This window comes from Microvirga arabica (assembly GCF_016811235.1).
In the GTDB taxonomy this organism is placed as follows: Bacteria; Pseudomonadota; Alphaproteobacteria; order Rhizobiales; family Beijerinckiaceae; genus Microvirga; species Microvirga arabica.
The window spans coordinates 1-22,305 of record NZ_JAFBID010000028.1 but is presented as its reverse complement, the minus strand read 5'-3'; the positions used below and the strand labels follow the sequence as shown (position 1 = coordinate 22,305).

At 61.5% G+C, this 22,305-nt stretch carries 22 protein-coding genes and 1 tRNA gene; 9 read left to right on the top strand and 14 right to left on the bottom strand.

What is annotated here, in order from left to right; all coding sequences use genetic code 11:
* Positions 1–5: 5 nt before the first annotated feature.
* From JQC81_RS15435 to JQC81_RS15425, 3 genes are all read right to left on the bottom strand, one after another.
* Positions 6–785 carry an SDR family oxidoreductase gene (locus tag JQC81_RS15435; protein WP_203272693.1) on the bottom strand — a complete coding sequence of 260 codons (780 nt, stop codon included), beginning with the start codon at positions 783–785 and terminating at the stop codon, positions 6–8.
* Between the two features lie 67 nt (positions 786–852).
* Positions 853–1,278 carry an arsenate reductase (glutaredoxin) gene (gene arsC / locus JQC81_RS15430; protein WP_203272692.1) on the bottom strand — a complete coding sequence of 142 codons (426 nt, stop codon included), beginning with the start codon at positions 1,276–1,278 and terminating at the stop codon, positions 853–855.
* 88 nt (positions 1,279–1,366) lie between these two features.
* Complete coding sequence (locus JQC81_RS15425) at positions 1,367–1,987, bottom strand: hypothetical protein (RefSeq protein ID WP_203272691.1); 621 nt, start codon at positions 1,985–1,987, stop codon at positions 1,367–1,369.
* A gap of 141 nt (positions 1,988–2,128) precedes the next feature.
* On the opposite strand from JQC81_RS15425, the gene JQC81_RS15420 reads away from it, so the two are divergent.
* Entirely contained in the window at positions 2,129–2,962 is an 834-nt protein-coding gene (locus JQC81_RS15420; protein WP_203272690.1) for a lytic murein transglycosylase, read from the top strand.
* 47 nt (positions 2,963–3,009) lie between these two features.
* Here JQC81_RS15420 and JQC81_RS15415 read toward each other — a convergent pair whose 3' ends face one another.
* The 6 genes from JQC81_RS15415 to JQC81_RS15390 form a co-directional block, all read right to left on the bottom strand.
* Positions 3,010–4,098 (bottom strand): TRAP transporter substrate-binding protein, encoded by a 1,089-nt coding sequence (locus JQC81_RS15415; RefSeq protein WP_203272689.1) that lies wholly within the window; start codon positions 4,096–4,098, stop codon positions 3,010–3,012.
* 177 nt (positions 4,099–4,275) lie between these two features.
* Complete coding sequence (locus JQC81_RS15410; protein WP_203272688.1) at positions 4,276–4,449, bottom strand: DUF1328 domain-containing protein; 174 nt, start codon at positions 4,447–4,449, stop codon at positions 4,276–4,278.
* Between the two features lie 95 nt (positions 4,450–4,544).
* Entirely contained in the window at positions 4,545–5,636 is a 1,092-nt protein-coding gene (locus JQC81_RS15405; protein ID WP_203272687.1) for an ATP-dependent DNA helicase, read from the bottom strand.
* Complete coding sequence (locus tag JQC81_RS15400; protein ID WP_210347179.1) at positions 5,633–6,565, bottom strand: DMT family transporter; 933 nt, start codon at positions 6,563–6,565, stop codon at positions 5,633–5,635. The genes JQC81_RS15405 and JQC81_RS15400 overlap by 4 nt, the downstream gene beginning before the upstream one ends.
* Positions 6,566–6,949: 384 nt before the next feature.
* Positions 6,950–7,732 (bottom strand): hypothetical protein, encoded by a 783-nt coding sequence (locus tag JQC81_RS15395; protein WP_203272686.1) that lies wholly within the window; start codon positions 7,730–7,732, stop codon positions 6,950–6,952.
* A gap of 180 nt (positions 7,733–7,912) precedes the next feature.
* Positions 7,913–8,323 (bottom strand): PRC-barrel domain-containing protein, encoded by a 411-nt coding sequence (locus JQC81_RS15390; protein WP_036347536.1) that lies wholly within the window; start codon positions 8,321–8,323, stop codon positions 7,913–7,915.
* Positions 8,324–8,506: 183 nt separating this feature from the next.
* On the opposite strand from JQC81_RS15390, the gene JQC81_RS15385 reads away from it, so the two are divergent.
* Positions 8,507–9,667, top strand: a complete 1,161-nt coding sequence (locus tag JQC81_RS15385) for an SDR family oxidoreductase (protein WP_203272685.1) — start codon at positions 8,507–8,509, stop codon at positions 9,665–9,667.
* A 107-nt stretch (positions 9,668–9,774) separates the two neighbouring features.
* Positions 9,775–10,695, top strand: a complete 921-nt coding sequence (mepA, locus tag JQC81_RS15380; RefSeq protein ID WP_203272684.1) for a penicillin-insensitive murein endopeptidase — start codon at positions 9,775–9,777, stop codon at positions 10,693–10,695.
* Between the two features lie 72 nt (positions 10,696–10,767).
* On the opposite strand, the gene msrA is transcribed toward mepA, so the two are convergent.
* Positions 10,768–11,427: a peptide-methionine (S)-S-oxide reductase MsrA gene (msrA, locus tag JQC81_RS15375; RefSeq protein WP_203272683.1), complete on the bottom strand. Its 660-nt coding sequence runs from the start codon at positions 11,425–11,427 to the stop codon at positions 10,768–10,770.
* A gap of 86 nt (positions 11,428–11,513) precedes the next feature.
* On the bottom strand, positions 11,514–11,834 hold the full coding sequence (locus JQC81_RS15370; protein WP_203272682.1) for a PetM family of cytochrome b6f complex subunit 7: 321 nt from the start codon (positions 11,832–11,834) through the stop codon (positions 11,514–11,516).
* Positions 11,835–12,038: 204 nt separating this feature from the next.
* Between JQC81_RS15370 and JQC81_RS15365 the strand changes: the two genes are divergently transcribed.
* Both JQC81_RS15365 and tnpC read left to right on the top strand, forming a co-directional pair.
* A tRNA-Ser gene (locus tag JQC81_RS15365) sits at positions 12,039–12,128 on the top strand.
* A 352-nt stretch (positions 12,129–12,480) separates the two neighbouring features.
* On the top strand, positions 12,481–13,764 hold the full coding sequence (tnpC, locus tag JQC81_RS15360; protein WP_203272681.1) for an IS66 family transposase: 1,284 nt from the start codon (positions 12,481–12,483) through the stop codon (positions 13,762–13,764).
* A gap of 1,464 nt (positions 13,765–15,228) precedes the next feature.
* Here the strand turns inward: tnpC and JQC81_RS15355 are convergent.
* Positions 15,229–16,206: an ABC transporter substrate-binding protein gene (locus JQC81_RS15355; RefSeq protein ID WP_203272680.1), complete on the bottom strand. Its 978-nt coding sequence runs from the start codon at positions 16,204–16,206 to the stop codon at positions 15,229–15,231.
* A gap of 768 nt (positions 16,207–16,974) precedes the next feature.
* Here JQC81_RS15355 and JQC81_RS34360 point away from each other — a divergent pair.
* A complete protein-coding gene (locus JQC81_RS34360) occupies positions 16,975–17,088 on the top strand; it encodes a NepR family anti-sigma factor (RefSeq protein WP_376772412.1) in 114 nt (37 codons plus the stop codon).
* Positions 17,089–17,427: 339 nt separating this feature from the next.
* Here the strand turns inward: JQC81_RS34360 and JQC81_RS34355 are convergent, their stop codons facing one another.
* Complete coding sequence (locus JQC81_RS34355) at positions 17,428–18,216, bottom strand: lytic transglycosylase domain-containing protein (protein ID WP_376772411.1); 789 nt, start codon at positions 18,214–18,216, stop codon at positions 17,428–17,430.
* Between the two features lie 261 nt (positions 18,217–18,477).
* Between JQC81_RS34355 and JQC81_RS15340 the strand changes: the two genes are divergently transcribed.
* On the top strand, positions 18,478–18,927 hold the full coding sequence (locus tag JQC81_RS15340; protein WP_203272677.1) for a hypothetical protein: 450 nt from the start codon (positions 18,478–18,480) through the stop codon (positions 18,925–18,927).
* A 375-nt stretch (positions 18,928–19,302) separates the two neighbouring features.
* On the top strand, positions 19,303–19,836 hold the full coding sequence (locus JQC81_RS15335; RefSeq protein WP_203272676.1) for a hypothetical protein: 534 nt from the start codon (positions 19,303–19,305) through the stop codon (positions 19,834–19,836).
* A gap of 820 nt (positions 19,837–20,656) precedes the next feature.
* Here the strand turns inward: JQC81_RS15335 and JQC81_RS15330 are convergent.
* On the bottom strand, positions 20,657–21,490 hold the full coding sequence (locus JQC81_RS15330) for an IS5 family transposase (protein WP_203272675.1): 834 nt from the start codon (positions 21,488–21,490) through the stop codon (positions 20,657–20,659).
* A gap of 197 nt (positions 21,491–21,687) precedes the next feature.
* Between JQC81_RS15330 and JQC81_RS15325 the strand changes: the two genes are divergently transcribed.
* On the top strand, positions 21,688–21,855 hold the full coding sequence (locus tag JQC81_RS15325) for a hypothetical protein (protein ID WP_203272674.1): 168 nt from the start codon (positions 21,688–21,690) through the stop codon (positions 21,853–21,855).
* The last annotated feature ends 450 nt before the right edge of the window (positions 21,856–22,305 follow it).

Here is a 22,305-nt window from a genome sequence, read left to right as displayed (position 1 = left end):
CTGACTTACACAAGAAGCGACTGCGCGCCGTCGATCCAGACCGGCGTGCCGGTGATATGGCGGGCGCGATCGGATGCGAGAAAGAGCACGAGTTCCGCCACCTCTTCGCTCGTGCCGGGCTCGTTGCCGGTGAGCGGGATCCGTCCTGCAGGAAACTCGGCCGGGACCTCCGCCTCCTCCGTGTTGCGCTTGTCCGTGTTCTCCGTGATCTCCGTATCGATCTTGCCGGGGCAGACCACATTCACACGGATCTTGTGCTTGGCGAGTTCTACCGCCAGCATCTGGGCCATCGCCACCTGGGCGGCTTTGGTGGCGGAGTAAGCCGTGGCACCCGCGCTTGTGAAGGTGCGCGTGCCGTTGATGGACGCGGTGATGACGATGGAGCCGCCCGCCTGCTTCAGGTGCGGCACCGCGTAGTGGATCGTCAGATAGGTTCCGCGCAGATTCGTGTTGATGGTGCGGTCCCATTCCTTGGGCTGCAGTTCGTCGATGGGCGCCCAGACACCATTGATTCCGGCGTTGGCGAAGACAATGTCGAGCCGTCCATAGGCCTGGACGAGATCGTCGACAGCCTTCTTCATCTGAGCTTCATCGCCCACGTCCGCGACGAGCGGGATGGCCTTGCCTCCGGCCTGCTCGATTTCCTGCGCGGTTTTGCGGATCTCGTCGTCCGTATGGCTGAGCGCGCCCACCATGGCGCCTTCACGCGCAAGGCGCAGAGCCGCCGCCTTGCCGATGCCGGACCCTGCGCCCGTGATGAGCGCGACCTTGCCTTGAAGTTCCATGGGCTGTTCCTCCGGAAATGGTATGTCCTGTTCCTGAACCGGAGGAGTGCGCGCTTGTTCCGCAGTGTCAGGCGATGCCGACGCGCCGCCCCGCGGCATCGACCACCGGCTCGCCGTCTTCCTTGACGAACTCGCCCTGCTGCGGCGGCAGGATGTCGAGCACCGCTTCCGACGGACGGCACAGCCTGACGCCCAGCGGCGTGACCACGATGGGCCGGTTGATCAGGACCGGGTGCTCCATCATGGCATCGAGCAAAAGTTCGTCGGCGATGGACGGATCGTCGAGTCCGAGTTCCTGGAACGGTGTCCCCTTCTCGCGGATCACCTCGCGGACGCTCACACCCATACGGTCGATGAGCTGGCGCAGGAGCAGGCGCGTGGGAGGGCTCTTGAGGTACTCGACGATGTGCGGCTCGATCCCCGCGTTGCGGATCATCGCAAGCGTGTTGCGGGAGGTGCCGCATTGGGGATTGTGGTAGATGATCACGTCCATGGCTCAGTCCTTGCGCGACGCCGGCTTCGGGCCGATCACCATGGCAGGCGAGCGGGCCGATGAAAAGCGTTCAAGGTCTCTGTTGACCTCAGCCCTGGCAGGCTGCCCTGCCCTGCACCTGCAATCGGGTCAGCAGGCGCTCAGCGAGCGCATCCTGAGCCGCCTGGCTTTCAACGCCGGTGAGCGAGAGTTCGAGCACCCATTCGCCGGAGAGCGGCACGATGAGTGTCTCGACTGTCATGCTCTGCGAGGCGCTCGGCAGGTTGGCGTCGATCCAGGTTGCGGACCAGCGCGCGGCCTTCCCGTGCGATGACAGGGAAACCGATTGCGCCGGACGTCCGAGCAACTCCTCGTAATCCTTCTGCAGGAAGGCCGCGTCGCGGCTCGCGAGATCGGGCTGCGGCATGTCGCGAAGCTCGCCTGCGGAGCGAAGGCCAATGCCGATCTCGACGTCAGAGCGGGCAGCCTTCAGCCCCTGAGCGGTCGAGTGCCATTCCTCCGGCAGCAAGAAGGAGAAGCAGAGGCCGGACGGGGCGGCACCCTTCACCGAAGTCTGGCGAATCATAGGATCGAAGCGCACCTGCACAGGCTCGCTGCTCACCGGCCGGTCGAGAGGCCCGTTGGCAGCCTGCGTGCTGGAAGCGGCGAAGATCAGAACCAGGGCTGCGGCTTGGAATGCCCCTGCTCGCCAGGAGTTGACGCTACGCACTCGATCCTCCCACTGGGACGGCCCCTCATCGTCATAGCAACGCGCCGGCACTGCTCCGGTTGCCTCAAGGGCCTGTGATCTTGAGTTACAGGAGATTGGCCCTACCTCGCTGAGGAACGAAAATGAACCTGGAGAGACTTCATGCAGGCCTTCATACGCGCCTCGCTCATCGCCGCCACCCTGCTCGCGGCAGGCCAAGCGACCGCTGCCACCTGCCGGGATCCCGCCGGTTTCGAGAAGTGGCTCGACGACATTGGGCAGGAAGCCGTGGCGCAGGGTATCTCGCCCCAAGCTGTCAGACAGGGACTGTCCGGCGTTACCTTCGATCAGAGCGTGATCAAGAAGGATCGCGGTCAGGGCGTGTTCAAGCAGAGCTTCGAGCAATTCGCCGGCCGCATGGTTTCCGCCGGCCGCCTCAAGGGCGGCGCCAACATGCTGCAGCGGCATGCGGGCACCCTCCAGCGCATCGAGCAGCGCTTCGGCGTACCGGGTCCGGTTCTGGTGGCGATCTGGGGGCTGGAGACCGATTTCGGCGCCGTGCGCGGCAACCTGCCGGTGATCCGCTCGGTTGCGACGCTCGCCTACGATTGCCGTCGCTCCGACTTCTTCAAGGCTCACCTGTTCGATGCGCTCAGGATCGTCGACAGGGGCGATTTGTCTCCGGCCGAAATGCGCGGGGCCTGGGCGGGCGAGATGGGGCAGACCCAGTTCATGCCGTCGTCCTACGTCAAGTACGCCACCGATTTCGACGGCGATGGCCGCGCCGATCTCCTGCGCAGTCCTGCGGACGTGCTCGCCTCGACGGCGAATTATCTGAAAGGTCATGGCTGGGTGAAGGGTGCAGACTGGGAGCCCGGCACGCCGAACTTCGAAGCGATCCGGGCCTGGAACAAGTCGCAGGTCTACGCGAAGACGATCGCTTATTACGCGAAGAAGCTCGCGGGCGAGGATACGTCGGCTTTTGCCAGCCAGTGACATCCGGAGAAAGGCGGGCTCTAAACCCGCCTTTCTCGTATGCTTGATCAGCCGCGGGCGCGGGCGCGGATCATAAAGGTGTCGAAGGCGTATTCCGCCACCTGAAACCAGAGATATTCCTCGCTGCGGAAAGCCTTGTAGCTGTCATAGAGCTTCTTGAAGTCAGCGTTCTTGGCCGAGGTCTCATCGTAGACCTCATTGGCCGCCTTGTAGGCCGCATCCATGATCTCCTGCGAGAACGGACGCAACTGCGCCCCGGCGCCGATGAGGCTGCGGAGCGCCGCTGGGTTCTTTGCGTCGTACTTGGCCTGCGTGTCCACGTTGACATAGCCGGCAGCAGCCTGGAGGGCCGCCTGATAGGCCTTCGGCAGCTCGTTCCACTTCTGCAGGTTGATGTAGAAGTGGATCGCGGGACCGCCCTCCCAGAAGCCCGGATAGTAGTAGTACGGCGCCACCTTGTTCAGGCCGAGCTTCTCGTCGTCGTAAGGAGCCACCCACTCGGCGGCATCGATGGTGCCACGCTCGAGCGACGGATAGAGGTCGCCGCCGGCGATCTGCTGCGGCACAACCCCGAGCTTGCCCATGATCTGGCCTGCAAGGCCGGCGATGCGCATCTTCAGGCCCTGAAGATCCTGGACGGTCTTGATCTCCTTGCGGAACCAGCCGCCCATCTGCACGCCGGTGTTGCCCGCGGGCAGAGCGTAGACGTTGTGCTTGGCATAGAACTCGTTCAGCAGTGCATTGCCGCCGCCATGGTAGAGCCACGCATTGGTCTGGCGCGAGTTGAGGCCGAAGGGCAAGGTTGTGCCGATGGCGAAGGTCGGATCCTTGCCGACATAATAGTACGAGCAGGTGTGGCCCATCTCCACCGTTCCGCCCGCGATGGCATCAAGGGCCTGAGGTGCGCCGACGATCTCGCCGGGCGCGAAGGGCTGGATCTGGAACTTGCCGTCCGTGGCCTCGGAGACGAGCTTGGCGAGCGTCTCGCCGCCGCCGAACAGGGTGTCCAGGGACTTCGGGAAGGCTGACGTCAGCCGCCAGCGGATCTCCGGGTTCGACTGGGCGATGGCCGGAGCGGCAATGGCGCTCGATGCGGCGCCGACGGTTGCAGCCTGGAGGAATGTACGACGTTTCATGGGGCGTCCCTTTCGTTCGTTTACGCTTCAAGGCGCACGCGAGACAGAAAGTTTCCCTCAAGCACGCCCAAACGTAAAAAGTTGAACAGCCCCTATAGCGAGCCTCGGGAAAGAAGGCAGAGCTTTCGAAGCAGGGACTTCATGCACCCGGCGCATGCATAATCAGCAGAAGCAGTTCTAGAAGATCAGCTCGCCCGCGCCCCAGGCCAGCAGGATGAAGAGGATGAAGATCAGCAGGAAAATGCCGAACAGGACCTTGGCGATGCTGCGGGCCCCGGAGGCGATGCCTGAAAAGCCCAAGGCACCAGCCACGAGAGATACGACGAGGAAGATCAGGGCCCATTTGAGCATGCCGGCAACTCCTGCTGCTTATTGTTCAGCTGCAGGCATAAGCGCTCAAGCTTGATCGGGTTCCCGGAAGGCGCCGAGAGGGTGGAGCCCGTCTTCTAGACCACGACGGTGATCTTCTCAGCCGCCCGGGTCAGGGCCGTGTAGAGCCAGCGGCTGCGATGTTCGCGGAAGGCGTAAGACTCGTCGAAGAGCACGAGGTCGTCCCATTGCGAGCCTTGGGCCTTGTGCACGGTCAGGGCATAGCCATAGGTGAACTCGTCCGACTCCTTGCGCAGGACGAACGGCACCTCCTCCTCCGTGCCCTCGAAGAAGGCCTTGTGTACGGCCACCTCCACGGACCGGCGACGGGTGTCGTCGTCGGGCAGCACGTCCATGCGGATGAAGTCGTTGCGGATGCCGCGCAGGGCCTGGATGCTCCAGGTGCCGCCGTTGAGCAGGCCCTTGGTCTTGTCGTTGCGCAGGCAGACGAGCTTCTCGCCCGCGGCCGGCATGGGATCGCGGTAGCCGTTCAGTTCGCGCAGGCGGATGTTGTAGAGGCGCCGCGTCTTGTTGAGGCCGACCAGCACCTGATCGGCCGCCATGACGGCGGCGGCATCGATCTCGCGACGGCGAATGATGCGGCTGTCGCCATAGACCCCCGGCTCGAGGCGCCCGCCTTCCCGGACCTGCATCGAGAGATGAATGATCGGGTTGTCCTTGGCCTGGCGGTGCACCTCCGTGAGCATCACGTCGGGCTCGCCTTCCGTGAAGAAGCCGCCGCCTTTGACCGGCGGCAGCTGCGCCGGGTCGCCCAGCACGAGCACCGGCTGACCGAAGGACAGGAGATCCCGCCCCAGTTCCTCGTCCACCATGGAGCATTCGTCGATGATGATGAGGTCAGCCTTGGAGGCTGGGCTCTGGCGGTTGAGGACGAATTGCGGACCGTTTTCGTCGGACTCCCGCGAGCGGTAGATCATGGAATGAATCGTGGAGGCATCCGCGCAGCCCTTCGTGCGCAGCACGAGCGCCGCCTTGCCCGTATAGGCGCCGAAGGCCACCTCTCCATCCACATGCTCGGCGATGTGCTTGGCGAGCGTCGTCTTGCCGGTGCCGGCATAACCGAAGAGGCGAAACACCGGACGATCACCGCGGCGCAGCCAATCGGCGACGGCTTTCAGGGCGGCATCCTGCTGCGGCGACCAGGTCATGCGGTTCGTGCCTCGCGGTGAAGGGAGTAAAGGAGGCCAATGATGATGCAGAAGCTTCCAAGGAAGACAAAGGGATCGAGCGGCTCGCCATAGAACTGCCAACCGACGAAGGCGATCAGCGGGATGCGCATGAAGTCCAGGGGCACGACCATCGTGGCATCGCCCTGCCGGTAGGCGTTGGTCAGGCAGTAATGGGCGAGCAGGCCGCCGAGTGAGATGCCGATCAGGGGCAACGCGTGGGACGACTGCACTTCAAGCCAGAAGGCCCGGCTCACGCCCGCGAGGTTCATGGGCAGTTGCAGCAGGTTCATGAAGAACAGGATCGAGAAGGTGCTCTCGGTCATCGTGAGGCGCTTGGTCATGATCGCCACGAGCGCAAAGCTGAAGGCCACGCCGAGCATCAGGAAACTGGCCGGCTGCAAGGATTCCAGACCTGGCCGCAGGATCACGAGAATGCCGATGAAGCCAAGAACCACAGCCACGAGACGACCGCGCGTCATCGTCTCTTTCAGCAGCGGAATCGCCAGCAGCGCCACCCAGGCCGGCGTGGTGAATTCGAGCGCGAAGACGGTGGCTAACGGCAGAAGCGTAAGGCCGAAAGCCCACCCATCCGTGCCGGCGAAATGCAGGACGTTGCGCGTGAGATGGAGCCCGAAGCGCCGCGGCCTCAAGCCTGGTCTGAGCTCCGGCCTGACAAGTGCAAGGGCGAGCAGGATCAGGACGCCGGCACCGTTGCGGACCGCCAGCATCTCGAAGATCGAGAAGGCAGGCGCAAGCGCGCGCACGGCGATCGCGGTTGCCGAGAAGGAGAGGAGCGCGCCGCTCATCCAGAGGACGACGGCAAGGATGCTGCGTTGGGGCACGATGGACCAGACGATGTGAATGCCCCTTCCGCTTACCCCGCCGCTTCCGTGGCGTGAAGCCTTCATCGACACGAGACCTCCAGCGACCAAGGCGCGCACGAGTGATCGCCTTCAAGTCGGCAGACAACACCCCGCGCGATAAGTCATCGAACATGATTCTCGACTCAAACCGTCGCTTCCATCTCGAACGTCATGCCGAAGAGACGATTTTTTCGCGTTGCGTCGGAGCATGGCATCGGGCTCGTGAAAGGCCCTGATCTTCCCTCTCCAGGTGAGGAGGATTGCACCGCGATGTTGAACGTTCTTGAAGATGTTCGAATACTCGCATGGTGTATAAGATCAACTTTTGGCATCATATAAGCGTCTGATGATAAATGGATTTTTCGACAGTATGCGACGGCCATCCGGGTTGATTGACCATGCCGCGTCCTCTCTGCAAGCGACTCTAACTCACTCATCCTGCACCCGATATTGAGTCTTGCATCGGCAAGTGAAGAGAGCATCGTTGAGCAACATATCCACAGAAAAAGTGCGCGTTCTACTGTCTACACTTTCCGTTATTCGGAACCGCCTTGGTATAACGACGTTGCCTTGCAAGCGTGACGGTTGCACGCGAAGGCCCTTGAAGGAGGCGGCAATGCCGACAGATACCAAGAACCCGCTGACGATGCTGTTCACGGGTGACACCGGTGCGACCAGCACCAAGAAGTCCACGAAGAAGAGCAGCTCGCGCAGCGGCTCGTCCAGCACCAAGAAGTCGGGCTCGAAGAGCTCGGGCGCCAAGAAGACGACGGCCAAGAAGACGGCTGCGAAGTCGACCTCGAAGTCGGCCTCGAAGTCCTCGGCCAAGTCCGGCGCCAAGAAGTCCACGGCGAAGAAGACGGCTGCTAAGAAGACCACCGCGAAGAAGACCTCGGCAAAGTCTTCCGCCAAGTCGGCGGCCAAGAAGACCACCGCCAAGAAGACGGCTGCTAAGAAGACCACTGCCAAGAAGACGACCGCCAAGAAGGCTTCGGCCAAGTCGAGCTCGTCGGCTTCCCGCAAGTCCTCGTCGGCTCGTTCGGGCGCATCGCGTTCTTCGGCCAAGAAGACAGCTTCGCGCAGCTCCAGCCGCGGTGCGGTGAAGTCCTCGTCCCGCAGCTCGGCGTCCAAGTCGCGCAGCAGCTCCAAGTCGGCGCCCAAGCGCGCTGCCGCTGCTTCGAGCCGCACTTCTTCCACGAAGAAGTCGGGCAAGGTCGCCAAGCGCTCGTCCAGCTCCCGCTCGTCGAGCTCCCGCAAGAGCCCGTCGAAGTCCAGGCGCTAAGACGCCCATGCGGCACGCGCCGGGATAGGTTTCCCTATCGTCCGGCGCGTGCGCATAAAAAATCGCCCGGTGAAAACCGGGCGATTTCTTTTGTCCGGGTTGGAGACTGATTACCGGCCCGTGCTCATCGGGTCGCTGGCACCCCAATAAGGAGTAGCATTGTAGTAGCGGTGGACGTGCTCCTCCCATTCCCGGTCGTAGGAGGCATCGTGCCCTTCCGCACTGCGCCGGGGAGCACCGCGCAGCTGATCCTCGTTGAGGTTCAGCTCGTAAGCATCGAGCTCCGTGTTGTACTTCAGGACGCCCCAGGGAAGCGTGTAGTACTCCTCGCCGAGACCCATGAAGCCGCCGAAGCTCATAACCGCATAGGCCACCTTGCCGGACCGCTTCTCGATCATCACGCGCTCGATCGTCCCGATCTTCTCACCGTCCGAGCGGCGGACGGGCGTTCCCTCGACCTTGTCGCTGGCGATCAGGCTCTGGGTTTCGCGAACGTCACCGCTCTGTGCCGTCGTCTGCATCATCTCGCTCCTTCGTGTGTGAGATCCTAAGGCAACGCTCGGGTTGAAAACCCGGTTCCGTGCGGCTCTTCTCCAGGCTTTCCAAGGCTTTGCTCCTGAGCGAAGCGCTGCCGTAGGAACCCCCTCACCGCCCTCACGTTGATCAACGTTTCCGGAAACGTTGAGGATATGAGGGAGATTGCCATGGCGGTTCGCCAGAAGCCGGTTGAGGAGCAGGTCATCGTCATCACCGGCGCATCCAGCGGCATCGGACTTGCAACAGCGCATCTGTTCGCCGAGCGCGGCGCCAGGGGCCTCGTTCTTGTGGCCCGCAACGAGGAGGCTCTGCGCAAGATCGCCGATGAGCTCAGCCATGGGCGCACCCGTGCCATTGCGGTGGCGGCGGATGTCAGCAAGCGGGAGGATCTGGAGCGCGTGGCGCGCACGGCTATCGACACCTTCGGCGGCTTCGACACCTGGGTGAACGACGCGGCGGTTGCGCTGTACGGTAACCTCAATGAGATCCCCATGGAGGACCAGCGCCAGCTCTTCGACGTGAACTATTGGGGTGTCGTCAACGGCTCCATGATCGCTGCCGACCACATGCGCCGCCGCGGCGGCACCATCATCAATGTGGGCAGCGTCCTGTCCGAGCGGACCATGATCCTGCAGACGCAGTATTCCGCCTCTAAGCATGCGGTGAAGGCCTTTACCGACGGCCTGCGCATGGAATTGGAAAACCAGGGCGCCCCGATCGCCGTGACCCTGATCAAGCCGTCTTCCATCGACACGCCCTATGTCGAACATGCCCGCAACTACCTCGACCACAACAACGCCGTTCCTCCGCCGGCCTACGATCCGCATCTTGTGGGCAAGGCGATCATGTTCGCGGCCGAGCATCAGCGGCGTGAGATCACAGTCGGGTTCGGCGGCTGGGTGATCGGCGCCATGGGCAAGGTGGCGCCGCGCCTCGTCGACAAGGCGATGGAATGGACGGGCTACGGATCCCAAACGACGGATCAGCCGGAACGCTCCGGCATGCGCGACAATCTCTATGAGGCCCGTGAGGATGGCGACATGTACTCGTCCCTGCCCGGCGAGCCGCGCAAGACGAGCTTCCTCCTCGAGGCGCAGCTTCATCCGTTCGTGACGGCGGCCGTTCTGGCCGGTGTCGCCGCCGGCATCGCGGCGCTGTTCATCCCGTCCCTAAGCGGCGGACAGCGCCGGCGCCAGGCCAAGCGCCCGACGCCGCGCTACCAGCCCACCATGCGGCGCACCGGCAACGGTCACGACAAGCGCACGCTCGGCCCCGGCCATGTGAGCCAGCGCGGTCCCTACGAGGGCCGCCCGCAGCCGCGGCACTGACCGCACAAAGGGGCCGGATCTCGCATCCGGCCCTTCCTTTTGAAGAGCGACAAGATGGCCGCCGTCGGCACGTTCCGAAGTCGTGGGATGCGGGTTAGCCTTCCTGCATGAACCCGATTCGCTTCTCCGCCATCACGCTTGCCCTCGTCATCGGCGGCTCCGCCGCCGCGCAGGACAAGGGCACCCTGAACCCGAAGCCCTTAGCCCCGCTGGCCAACCCGGATGACCCTAGGCTCGCCGCCAAAGAGCTCTTCGGCCGCCGCACCACGCCGGCCGATCTTCGGCCGCGCTCCATCGGCGGCTATGCCCGTGGCTGCGTTGCAGGCGCTGAGGCGATCCCGGTGGATGGCGAGAACTGGCAGGTCATGCGCCTGTCCCGCAACCGCAATTGGGGCCATCCGCAGCTGATCGATTTCCTGAAGAGGTTCGCCACGCGGCTTCCCTCCGTCAATGGATGGCCGGGGATTCTCGTCGGCGATATCTCGCAGCCGCGCGGCGGGCCCATGATCACGGGCCACGCCTCGCACCAGATCGGCCTCGATGCGGATATCTGGCTTACCCCCATGCCCAACCGCCGCCTGAGCCGGATTGAGCGCGAGGAGATGTCGGCCACCAACGTGGTGCGCGACGACTGGCTCGACGTGGATCCGAACCGCTGGACACCCCAGCACACCGCTCTCATTCGCGCCGCCGCGCAGGAAAGAAGCGTTGCCCGGATCTTCGTGAACCCCGCCATCAAGAAAGCCCTCTGCCGCGAGGCGGGCGCGGACCGCGGCTGGCTGACCAAGGTGCGGCCCATGTGGGGCCACAACTATCATTTCCATATCCGCCTTGCCTGCCCAGCCGGCAGCGCAGGATGCTCGGATCAGGACCCGCCCCCCGGCGGCGACGGCTGCGGCACGGAGCTTGCGGGCTGGTTCACGCCCCAGATGCTGAACCCGAAGCCGGGCAAGCCACGCCCGCCCCTGACCATGGCGCAGTTGCCCAACGAGTGCCGGAGCGTTCTCGCGGCGCCCGACGGGCCCTGAATTGAAAAAGAGAGCGGCTCGCCCCTGCCGGAAGCGAACCGCTCTCTTGTGTCTTGACGAGGATAAAGCGGCTTACTCGGCCGCGACACCCACGCCGATGGGGCATGACACGCCGGTGCCGCCCAGGCCGCAATAGCCGTTCGGATTCTTGGCCAGGTATTGCTGGTGATAGTCCTCGGCAAAGTAGAACGGGCCTGTCTCCAAGATCTCGGTCGTGACCGGGCCATAGCCCTTGGCGGCGAGCGCCTGGGCATAGGCGGCCTTGGAGGCCTCGGCGGCGTTTCGCTGATCCTCGTTGAACACATAGATCCCGGAGCGGTACTGGGTGCCGACGTCATTGCCCTGGCGCATGCCCTGGGTCGGATCATGGTTCTCCCAGAAGGTCTTCAGCAGGGCGTCGTAGGAGATCACCTTCGGGTCGAACACCACCAGCACCACCTCGTTGTGGCCGGTGAGGCCTGAACAGACCTCCTCGTAGGTCGGGTTCGGCGTGATGCCGGCGGCGTATCCCGCAGCCGTGATCCATATGCCGTCGCCCATCTGCCAGAACTTGCGCTCCGCGCCCCAGAAGCAGCCGAGACCAAAAACAGCCTTCTCCATGCCATCCGGATAGGGCGGCAGCAGCGGACGGCCATTGATGAAATGCCGCTCGGCGGTTGGAATGGGGCTGGACCGGCCCGGCAGGGCCTCGGCGGCTTGCGGCAGGTCGGTGCGTTTGCGGAAGCTGAACATGGGGGATCCCTCGCGTGACCCCGCTTATGTAATCATCGCCCTCTTCTGATGGGAGGGGCCGCCTGCCTCACCTTGCCGTGAGAGGTTTAGCGCTCAGCCAGATAGCCGATGGGCTCCAAGGGTTTTTGTCCCAACCACAGCAGAAGTGCGCCGATGACGAAGCCCGTGACCGAGGCGGGTAACTGGAGACCGTAGGTGGCGATTGGCTCCCACAGCCAAGGATAGGCGCGCTGCGTCACGCCTCCCTCCAGACCGGCCATGCTCCCAGGGAAGATGACCCCGGCCACTTTGCCAAGGGAGGCGAACGATACAGCATTGTTGACGATGGACCGTGTTCCATCGATCACCAACCCAACAAATCCTGCTGCAATCAGCAGAAGGCCAAGGCTACGCGCTAAGAACTTCAAGGGAGGATACCTCTCCAAACAGAGGGGAGATTATCTAGTCTGTTTTGTCGCAATGGCAAAGGCGATTCCGGATGATTTGCCACAAGTTCGGTCTTGCCTTTTGCCCCGGTTTAGCGATACACGGGCGCTCCGCAGATGAAGCGGAGAACCTGACCTGCCTGCCGGATGGCGGGCAAGGGTTCCTGAGCCGAGCAGGCTCACGCTGGAGGGGTGGCCGAGTGGTTGAAGGCGCACGCCTGGAAAGTGTGTATACGGGAAACCGTATCGCGGGTTCGAATCCCGCTCCCTCCGCCACTATTCACCCATAAGCCATTGATATTTAAGTGATTTGGCCGCTACTGCGGACACTCGCCCCTCACCTCACCCCACATCTTGTACTGGGCTGTAGCGGCTGCTGCTGGTCCTCTTTGGACCTATAGAACCTGTAAGCCGCAGGTTGGATTGTCCGCCTAGCGCCAATCCAAATTGTTGATGTGCCTGACAGGCGTCCACACTCATATCATGGTGGAAACCCTACCTCTCGCAATCTAGGACGCCTACAGCTGAAGCCCTAGCATATGTTAGGCAATCCGGAGGCTAGGTGATGACGAGCAAGGTAATTACCCAGGCCCTTGCGCGAAGCGGGATTCGCTGATTCCCTGCTGGTATGGGCCGCAGCGATCTTGAGCGTCTGAGCAAGGAAGAGCTGATTGAGCTGGTGCTGCGGCTGCAGCGGCCGCAAAAGACCTCGCGCACATCCTCAAAGCCGCCCTCGACCGATCGCAAGCAGCGTCGGGATCAGGCCAAGCCGGGTGGCGCCAAGCCGGGCCATGACGGGCACAGCCGCGCCATGAGCCCAGATGTGGATCGCCTCATCGACCATCAGCCGGACCACTGCCCATGCTGCCGGACCAGGCTGGCGACCGATCTTCCGACCGCGACCGTGAGCGAACACGACACGATCGAACTGCCCGCGATCAAGCCGTGGATCGAGCGCCATCGGCGTCTGGCGGTGCGCTGTCCGACCTGTGGAATGCGGGTCGTTGCGCCCGTGCCAGAGGCGGCCAAGGGGACACCGTTCGGGCCGCGCATCCATGCCGTGGCGACCTATCTCAAGACCTTCCAGGCTCTGTCGTACGAGCGGTTGCAAAGCGCATTCGCCGACCTGTTCGGCCTGACGCTCAGCCAGGGTGGCCTGATGAACCTGCTGCGCCGGGCGCAGGGCGCCTTTGCGGCCGAGCGCGACAGGGCCATCGCGGCGTTGCGCCAAGCCAAGGCCATCGCTTCTGATGAGACCGGCGTCCGGATCGAAGGCTCCAACGCCTACCATTGGGTGTTTCGCTGCTCGGAGGCGGTGGTCCATCATGCCTCTGTGCCCCGGGGTGCCGTCGTGGTCCGGACGATGATGGACGGGCACCGGCCTGCTGTCTGGTGCTCCGACCGCTACAGCGCCCAACAGGGCCATGCCGATGCCCATCAGACCTGCCTGGCCCATCTGGCCCGCGACGTTGCTTATGCCGATGAGGCGAGCGAGGATGTCCTGCCCTCCCGCCTCAAGCTGTGGCTGCACCGGGCCTTTGCCCTGGCGGAGGAGGTCGCAACGCTGGCCGCCTCGACCCTGGCCCGCAAGCGCCGAGCCCTGGAGCGCAGTCTCGACGCGATCCTGGCCGCGCCGACCTCTTGTGATCTCGCCCGCGACCTTCAGAGCAAGGTCCGGCGCGCCCGTGATCAGCTTCTGACCTTCGCCCACTGGCCCGGCATGGTGGAGGCGACCAACAATGCCTGCGAACGCGCGCTCAGACCCGCCGTCATTCAGCGCAAGGTGACCAACGGCTACCGGGCCATGTGGGCGGCCGAGGGCGAAGCGGACATTCGAACGGTCGTTGACACGGCTCGTCTCGGTCTGGGAACCAACGCGTTCAAGACAATCCTGCAGACCGTGTCCGCCTGAACCTCAGCTCAAAATGGGGCCTGGGTAATTACGTTGGTCCTGGTTTGCCTCACCTCGCCCAGTTCGGGCCAATCCCCTTTGCCTCCGACAAACGATCCCGAAGTCGGTTGGAGTGGCAAGCTCAACGGCACTTGGCATTGGAGGCTCCCCAGCACACCCAACGGGCTTCAGCCCACGCAGAGTTGGCACGCCACCGGTTCATCGCCTGACGGTGACATTTACGTGGGCGGCATGGACCATGTAACGAACTCGGCCTTATACCGCCTCAGATCACAAGAGGGCACGCTTCAGTTCGTGGGTGATGCTCGCTCTGCTTCTGAGGCGGTCCAGAACTGGATGCCAGGCGAGACAGCACAGAAATTCCATACCCGTCCCCTTTGGCATCGGGGTAAAGTCTACGTAGCAACGATGGATCGCTCCCGCTTGAATGACGAATATCTCACCCGACGGGGGTTCCACTGGTACGCTTACGATCCCCGCCTTAACAGCTTCACAGACCTGAGTGCCTCCGAACCTGGGGGCATCGCGGTGGCGCATGGGAATGTTGTGACGCTGGCGTCCGACCCTGCACGCAACGTCATCTACGGCGCTGGTGTCCCAACGGGCGAGATCTATCGCTATGACGTGGCTCGTGGCCGAACGGAAGTTCTCGGTAGACCAAACTCGTATGAGCAATCTTACGTCTATACGGGCCGTGTGATGTGGGTCGACCCGCGCGGACGTCTGTACTTTACGGCGAGGAACCCAAGAACCCCCTCAGTGCACGGGCACATTCATTACTACGATCCAGAGACTGGATTTGGCGAGCGAACGGACTGGCCTTTGCAGGAGGGGCGAGCCCTTGAGGTCGGCCAGTGTCTGGCCGGAGGCAGGCAATGCTTCTTCTCAGACGATAGAGGCCATGTCTACCACTTCGATGATAACGGTCCGTCTTGGTCCTACCTGGGTCAGATTGAGACTGGTCAGACCGGCATTTACATTTGGCTCTTTGCGGTCACTCCTGACGGGACCAAGGCCTACACTGCCACGAGCACATCACCGCAACCAAGCGAGTTTACATCCCTGTATGAGTTCGATTTAGGGACGGGGAATACACAAAAGCTGTGCACCCTCGCTGAGTTAGACCCGGCTTTGAAGCACTTGCACGTCCACACGGGCTACGATTCCTGGGACGACAAGGGACGGTTCTATTTCGCAAGTTCCAATGGGCATCAGCCGGTTATCGTAACCCGAGTTGATCCCGTTCACTTGAAGGCAGCTTTAAGGAAGCCTTAATGCAAGGGTTAGAGTCGAGCGCGCTAAGTGCGTGGGGCTTGCGCGATTTCGCATAAGGCGCAGTATGGAACTGGGTAGCGTATCTTTGCAGCGTATTTGGAGATAATCTTTGGCTGCTAGATCCGAACCCGAGTTGAGCCTCAGTCCGCCGCCCCCGCTATGGCGCTTCGCCTACCTGTCCTCGGCCCATCATTCAATTACCTCATCAGCGCGAAAGAGGAGCGGTGAAACGTCGACGCCCAAAGCGCGGGCAGTCTTCAGATTTATAACAAGGTTGTACTTGGATGGCTGTTCCACCGGCAAGTCACCAGGATTTGCGCCATGAAGGATCCTAGCAACGTAGCTCGCAGCGCGACGCCAACAATCTTCGCGACTTGGGCCATAACTTAACAGAGCACCCGCCAAGGCAATCTCACGATATTCTGAGATTGCGGGGATCCGATGAGACATTGCACGCTCAACTATTTCAGTGCGCCGGTTCATCTGTATGCTGTCGCTCGTTATGATAATCGCATCAGCGTGCGCACTTGCAGCAGTGGATACTGCGGACTCCAATTCGCGAGCGTGTTGCACAGGGATCGATTGCAGTTCTAATCCTAACATGCGCGCCGCCGCCACAGTTTCCGCAAGCTGTACATTGAGGCTCTCATTGGACGGATTCGACAACATCGCCACCCGCTTTAACCGGGGCATGGTTTCCTTTACTATTTCCAATCGCTTGTGACTTAAATCCGAAGCTAAGAGGCTTAAGCCTGTGATGTTACCACCCGGTTTTCTGAGGCTTTGGACCAAGCCAGCGCCTACGGGGTCACCAATCGTTGCAAAAACAATCGGGAGGCTTTCAGCAGCTTTCTTCACTGCTTCAACTGCGGGCGTGCCGTGGGTCACTATCAACTCAACCCCAGCCTGCACAAGTTCGGCAGCAAAGGCACTAATCTGAGCGGGTACACCAGAATGTCGTATTTCAATCTGCAGGTTACGGGGTACTGTAAATCCGTGCTCCTGGAGACCATCTCGGAGAGCTTTTAAAAGAATTGCTCCGTCTGGATCTGTTGCACCAAAAGTGGCGATCACTCCAATGTGCCGAACCCGATTCGGCTGAGCCTGGGTGGCCCTCGGGTGGATGAGTGCCGCAGTCCACAGAAACACGAGATCCCGCCGCCGCATGGGTCATCTCCTCGTCGCTAAAGAGGCCATATAGCACACTTACGCGCTTAACGTTACCGTAACGGCCCAAGGTGCGCTTCCATATTAGTATCATTTTCGCGATTCCCGTTAGCTTGGCCATTACCTTGACCAAAAATCTATTGAGGTTCTAAATGCCCCACCCAGGCGGCTGCTCAATCGCTGAACCATCCTGTTGGCGACAAAGAGGAGCGTCTGAGGAGAGAAGGGTTTCGCGATGAAGCTGGCACCCTCAGGTAAATCACTTGGCTTCGGTGCCACCCGACCTGACACCACGATCAGACGAACCTCCGGTCGCTCCCTCGCCATGCGACGAGCCAGCATGAAGCCATTAGTTGTTCCTGAGGTTTCAACATCGGTGACGATTGAGCTTATGTCCAACCGACGGGCGAGAATAGCTGGCGCTCCAAGCGGCCCGATTCAGACGCTTTGTCCCAAGCCCTCCAGGTCGTCGCTCACGCCAAGGAGGTCTCGCATCCAGACCTAGTTGTGACATAAATTGTCCCCCTACACACTCGCCATGCGGAACACGCTCCTGCGCAATAGCCCTTTTGGTACATGACGATCTACAAAGGTTTCCCCTAGTTTCACCTGTCCGAGATTTGGACGTGAGGCCAGGTCATGCATGAGGACAACCCAGACACCCTAGGGACCCTTGCTTTGGCGACAGCTGCTGGTGGGAGCGGTGGAGGCAGGACGCCCCAGGACCCAAAGCTTGACCGTTTAATACAGTAACATCTCGGCAATGGGCTGCGAAAAATGTACGACGACTGCATGGGAGGCCCCGTCCCGGAACGCTTGCTGGCGCTGCTGGAACGAATGCCAACTTCAAGCAGGAGCATCGGGGAAGATAAATCGCGCTGAGCAGAGGGGTTGTTCCCCTGACGGGGAGCATGTAACGAGCGCCTCGTCTCTCAAGCCGGTCGGTCCAAGCAGACCATATCCGTGCCAGCCCTGCCACCTCTCTGTTGAGGAGCTACGAGCACAGGACCGGGCTTCGTTTGCAAGCGACAGCTGAGCGCAGTCCCCTCAGGAAAAGCTCCACGGATGCTCCAAGGGCTAACCGATGGTGAGGCCAGAACTTAGAGCGCCTCCTTGGTATCCTGCAGGCGAGTATCTTGGCTTGTCGTCTATGACTCTTGGAACTGCTCATCCGCTGCGCCCAAGCCTCAATTGTCTCACGCCTACTGACACCAGTAATGTTCAGATTCCGGTAGAGATACGAAGACTCTCAGGCTTCAACCTCGCGGAAATGGCCTGCAGGCGTGCGTCATGGGCAGCCCACATCTGCTGAATCTTCGCCTTTCTCTTCGCCTTCGCCTGCACGATGGTGAGGGAGCGCGTCTCGGCAGAAGCCACCTTCATCCGCCTTACGGCAGCGATTCTGAATCCGGTGATCGGTCGCTGTGGGGGACGAACCCGCATGGTCTTCGCCGAAGTGCTTTTTGCCTGGCGAACCGCGCTGGCCGTGTCGGATTCGGCTTCCTTGTCAGCAACAGCCTTGGGTGCGGTTTTAGATGCGCTGGATGCGATGAAAGTCGAAGAGGCCGTGGGCGAAACGCTCACTGCATCGCCCCCTGCACCAATGGAAGATCCAACGGCTGCCAAGTGGGTCCGAACCCGTCGGCAATACTCCACCGAGAGCGGCGTCATGCGCTCCTCACCGTGTCCTGCCCTGTATTTCATGAGCGCACGGCACAGGTTACCGTCAGCAAGCTGCCACGCGCGACCAAGATATGCGACGCCATAACGAATGTTCGTCTCGGGCTCAAACAATCCAGCCAACGTGCCTCTGTAGCCCAGCATGGCGGCGGTTGTAGGACGGATTTGCATGAGGCCGACCTCACCAACTCCTCCAACTGAACCAGGGTTATAACTACTCTCGACCTGCGCTACCGCGTCCGCAACATCAGGAGGAAGCCCCACCTGCTCGGCCTCACGCCTGATTGTCGCAAGATGAGCCTTACGCCCTGAGGTATAGGCTTGGGGCAACCCAATCAGCCCCTCGATGACGGGAGGCAGGGGGATGTCTGGGAAGTCGATGGAAGGTGCTTGTGCTAACGCGGCAGGAGCGAGGAGCAGAAGTCCGGACACGAGGCAGGCTCTGGCATGGTGTGGATTGCGCAATGAGTGCCCCTTCGCTGTCGTTCGCGGTCACTTAGATCCTCAGTTGAGGAGAATAACTTGTGCCGCACAACGCCAGAAAGGAGCAACATGGGTAATCAAAGCAGCCAGTGATCTCTGGAGGAGCAAATGGACATCATACTGTTCCCTGCCAAAGCCGCCTCATCAGCCGCGAAAATGGCTCCCATAGCCTCTGTGCTTTTCAACCGGCTGGACTGGTCATTTCACTACCGTAAGAGAGGTGTTGAGGAGCAACGGTGCTTTGCTAAAGGTAGCTCTTCTGGAGGCAATCGAGGGGCAGGCATCATGGAGCTAGAACCAAGCTTTGGGATGCACGACGTTTTACCTCCACCCTTCGCACAGTTCACTGCAGGGGAAAGACCGATATGGCTTTCTGGATGGCACCCCGAAGCACCTGGCCTGGTTGTTGAAGGTAGGGCATCTTCAAAGATTATCCTGGGTCACGATGCCAGCTTCGCCGTTAACTTGACCATAAACGTGGCCTTTACCTTGACCATAAGGCATAAACCCTTGACAAGAGCTTATTTTCCTAGTAGGGTGATAATGCTTCGGCCCTGATGGTCACCTTCCCAGGCTTGACCGTACAGCTTTGCTATGCGGTGGGGCACCTGCTGCCGAGCTTTACCTCAAACATCATTGGTCACGGCGTTCCCTGACCGCTCAACCCTACCCTCACGGGAGCCTTCCGGGCTCCCTTTGCATTTGAGGAGCCCTTGCTATGCCTTATGCTGCTCAGAACACCATCCTACGTTGCCCCGCGCTGATTGTTGCTTCCACCGGACAGGTTCAGATCCCGCCTCTTACTTCCGGCCAGTTTCGGAGCCCTTGTATCCCTCGCATCAGGATCCAATCAGGTTCAACCTTTCAAGAGCCTGTAGACGTGGGATCGTCGCCCCCTTCGCAACCACCCTCGCCTGCCCCGACTAGGAGCTGATGCGTAAGCGCAGGCGCGCTTACCGGCAGGGCGACCTCGACGGATTGTGTGGCGTCTACGCCATCGTGAACGCCCTTCGGTACGTCCTGCGGCTGCGGGATGAGCAGTGCAAGCAGCTGTTTGCGAAGCTGATCAAAGCCCTGGAGCAAGACAGCCCCTGCCTCCACAAATCCCTGCTCCGGGGCCTGTATTGGTGCCAGCTGAAGCGGTTGGTGGCGGTTGCGGGCAAGGGACGCTGCGGGGATCGGGATCTCACCTTCCAAGCACATCCCCTGCGGCTGAAGCAGGACCAGCACACCCTGCCCGACCTGTGGGCAGCCTTGGAGCAGGAATTGGGGCCAGCGTGCGTCGCTATCGTCGGGATCACGGGGGCCACTGACCACTGGTGTGTGGTGTACCAGGTCACACCCAAAACCCTCTGGCTCCTGGATTCCGATGGCGGGACCTACATGAGGCGGTCTCGGTGCACCGTTCGGCCCGCCCGCACTCGCTACTGCCTTGAACTCGGCGAAATCCTGCTGATTGAGCGTTAGCGAACAGTCACCTCAACAACTCCGGCAAAGTCCCTCTGCGCGAACGGCGGGGCTTTGCCTCCACTTGGGATGATAGCGACCGTGGCAGTCGCTTGTGCCTAATGTCAAAGCTTGACGGATGCCCTTCACGGCTGTTGATACCGGAGTGAAACTCCCCAGACCTGCCGATTGAATTTTCCCCAGGTGAGCGCGGCAGCCGAGCGTTTCGGCCGCTGCCGGGAAGACCGGCAGGCTCTCTTCGCCGATGCTGCTCCTGATGGTCAGGAGGACAGGCGGTGATCCAGCTTGGGGAGGTAGTCATGATCTTGGAATGGCACCGGCAAGGCATGTCGGTCTCGGCCATCGCCCGCCAGAGCGGCCTCGGCCCAAGCAGCCCAGCGGCAGGAGAGCGCCCGATACACTGTCGTTCCGTCAGGCTTGGCAGACCTTGGCTATTGGTATGACCGCCCCTCTCAACGCGTCTCTCCCAGGCAGCCTGTCCGGCGTGTACTCCGTACAGCGCCACGGTCAGCATCGCGCAGCAAGCCACAGGTAACTCAAGCACATTCAAAGGCAGTTGAGCGGTGCCAAACCTCCCTTGCGGCAAGATCGCGTCGGCTTGGATCTGTTGCGGTGAACGTGACGGGTGCTGGGCCCCAAGCGAGAACCCGTGATGGCCTGGTGGATCTTCCTGTTCTTGCCCGCATAGAGTACGCCCGCAAGGGCAAGAAGCAGGTCAGGCAGGCGCGCGTGACCTGTAGGCTCAATCCCGAAGGGCAGGTCGTCGCCTTCCGGTAACGATGCGTTGGCGGCAATAACAAGCTTAGAGGCTGGTGAGCAATTATCTTTCGTTCTTGCGGGTGAGGCGGCGCAGCAGGATGCGGCTCATGGCGAGATAGAGCAGCATCTCGCCGGTCTCGATCAGGCGTTCGTAGTCCTTGGCCAGCCGCCGGTTGGTGGTCAACCAGGCGATGGTTCGTTCAACAACCCACCTGCGCGCGAGCACCTGAAAGCCGCTTGGGCGCGTCGGCGGCTCTGCGTCAGCCCGCATCCAGACGCCGCCGCTCCACCAGTGTTGCGGAATCGACAGCTGCCAGCCCAGCGCTCGGCGCAGCCAATCCTTCAATCCGCGATAAGCAGTGTCGGCCCACATTCGCTCAATGGCCGGAAACAGATGCTGCAGACCCTCCAACAGGAGCTCGGCCCCGGTGCGATCATGGAGGTCGGCGGGCTGCACCTTGTTCTTCAGCAGCGTGCCTTGCGTGTCGACGAGCAGATGACGCTTGCGGCCTTTCACCTTCTTGCCGCCGTCATAGCCGCGCGGCCCTCCCATCTCGCTGGTCTTGACCGACTGGCTGTCGAGGATCGCCGCACTCGGTTGAGGAGACCGGCCGATCGCACGGCGATAGCTCTCGCGCAGAACCTGGGTCACGTGCTCCCAGGTGCTATCCTTGCGCCACTGGGCATAGTGGTAAAAGACGGCACCACGCGGCGGGTACTCGTGCGGCAGTAGCCGCCACTGCGCGCCGGTGCGCAGCAGATAGAAGATGGCATCGACGATGCGCCGGAGCGGATAGGTCTGTCGCCGTCCTGCTGGATGGCTGCGGGGGACGAGGGGCTCGAGCAGCGCCCATTCGGCATCAGTGAGATCGCTGGCGTAGACACAAGCATCCATGGCTGACCCTCCAAGCTATCGCAACAGCCCGCTTCCGCATCGGCAGTCCAGCCAAACCTATTCTGAATCAATGACTTACATTGCGCAATAAAATTGCTCACCAGCCTCTCATACCAAGTCCCTGAAGAGCTGACTCGTTCGTGATTTCCCGGATTGTGGCAGGTGTGATTCAGTTTGGTGAACCAGGGAGGTTTACCATGCCGATCCCCCTCCGCTCTGACTTCAACGCGTCTGAGCTGCGTGCGCTTGCTCGCAAGACCAAGGATGGTCCGCAGGCCCGCCGACTGCTTGCGCTGGCGGCGATCTACGGACCCGTTGACATGATCGGCATTAACTTCGACGCTGAAGAACTCGCGATCCTGTGAGCGCCCATAAAAGTCCGAGTGCATCGTCAGTCGCTTCCATGCTCCGGCGTGAGAGAAGTTATAGAGTATGGATTGAGGGAATCCGCGCATTCCTGAGAAGCTGAAGAAGAGGCTGAGCAGGGTCACGGTCTGAAGCCCGCTGTCACGAGGTATCCCGCACAACGCCTGACACCGCTCGATGGGGATCGTGGACACAACACGGCCTGCGGCGAAGCGTTGGCGGAACTCTCTGTGATCCGACGGACTGGATGCCTCTGCCCTTGCCTCCACTGGCGCACATCGCCGGTGAGGGCACAGCGGCCTAACCGCAGACGCTCGAAGAACAACGATTGTATCTTGTGAGTTACTCTAGCTTACATTGAAGAAGGCGTTCTCGAAGCCTGAGCTGTTATCTTTCAGTTGGAACGATTTCCAACCTCCTCCTCTGAGATCGGTGCCTAGCACCAGACC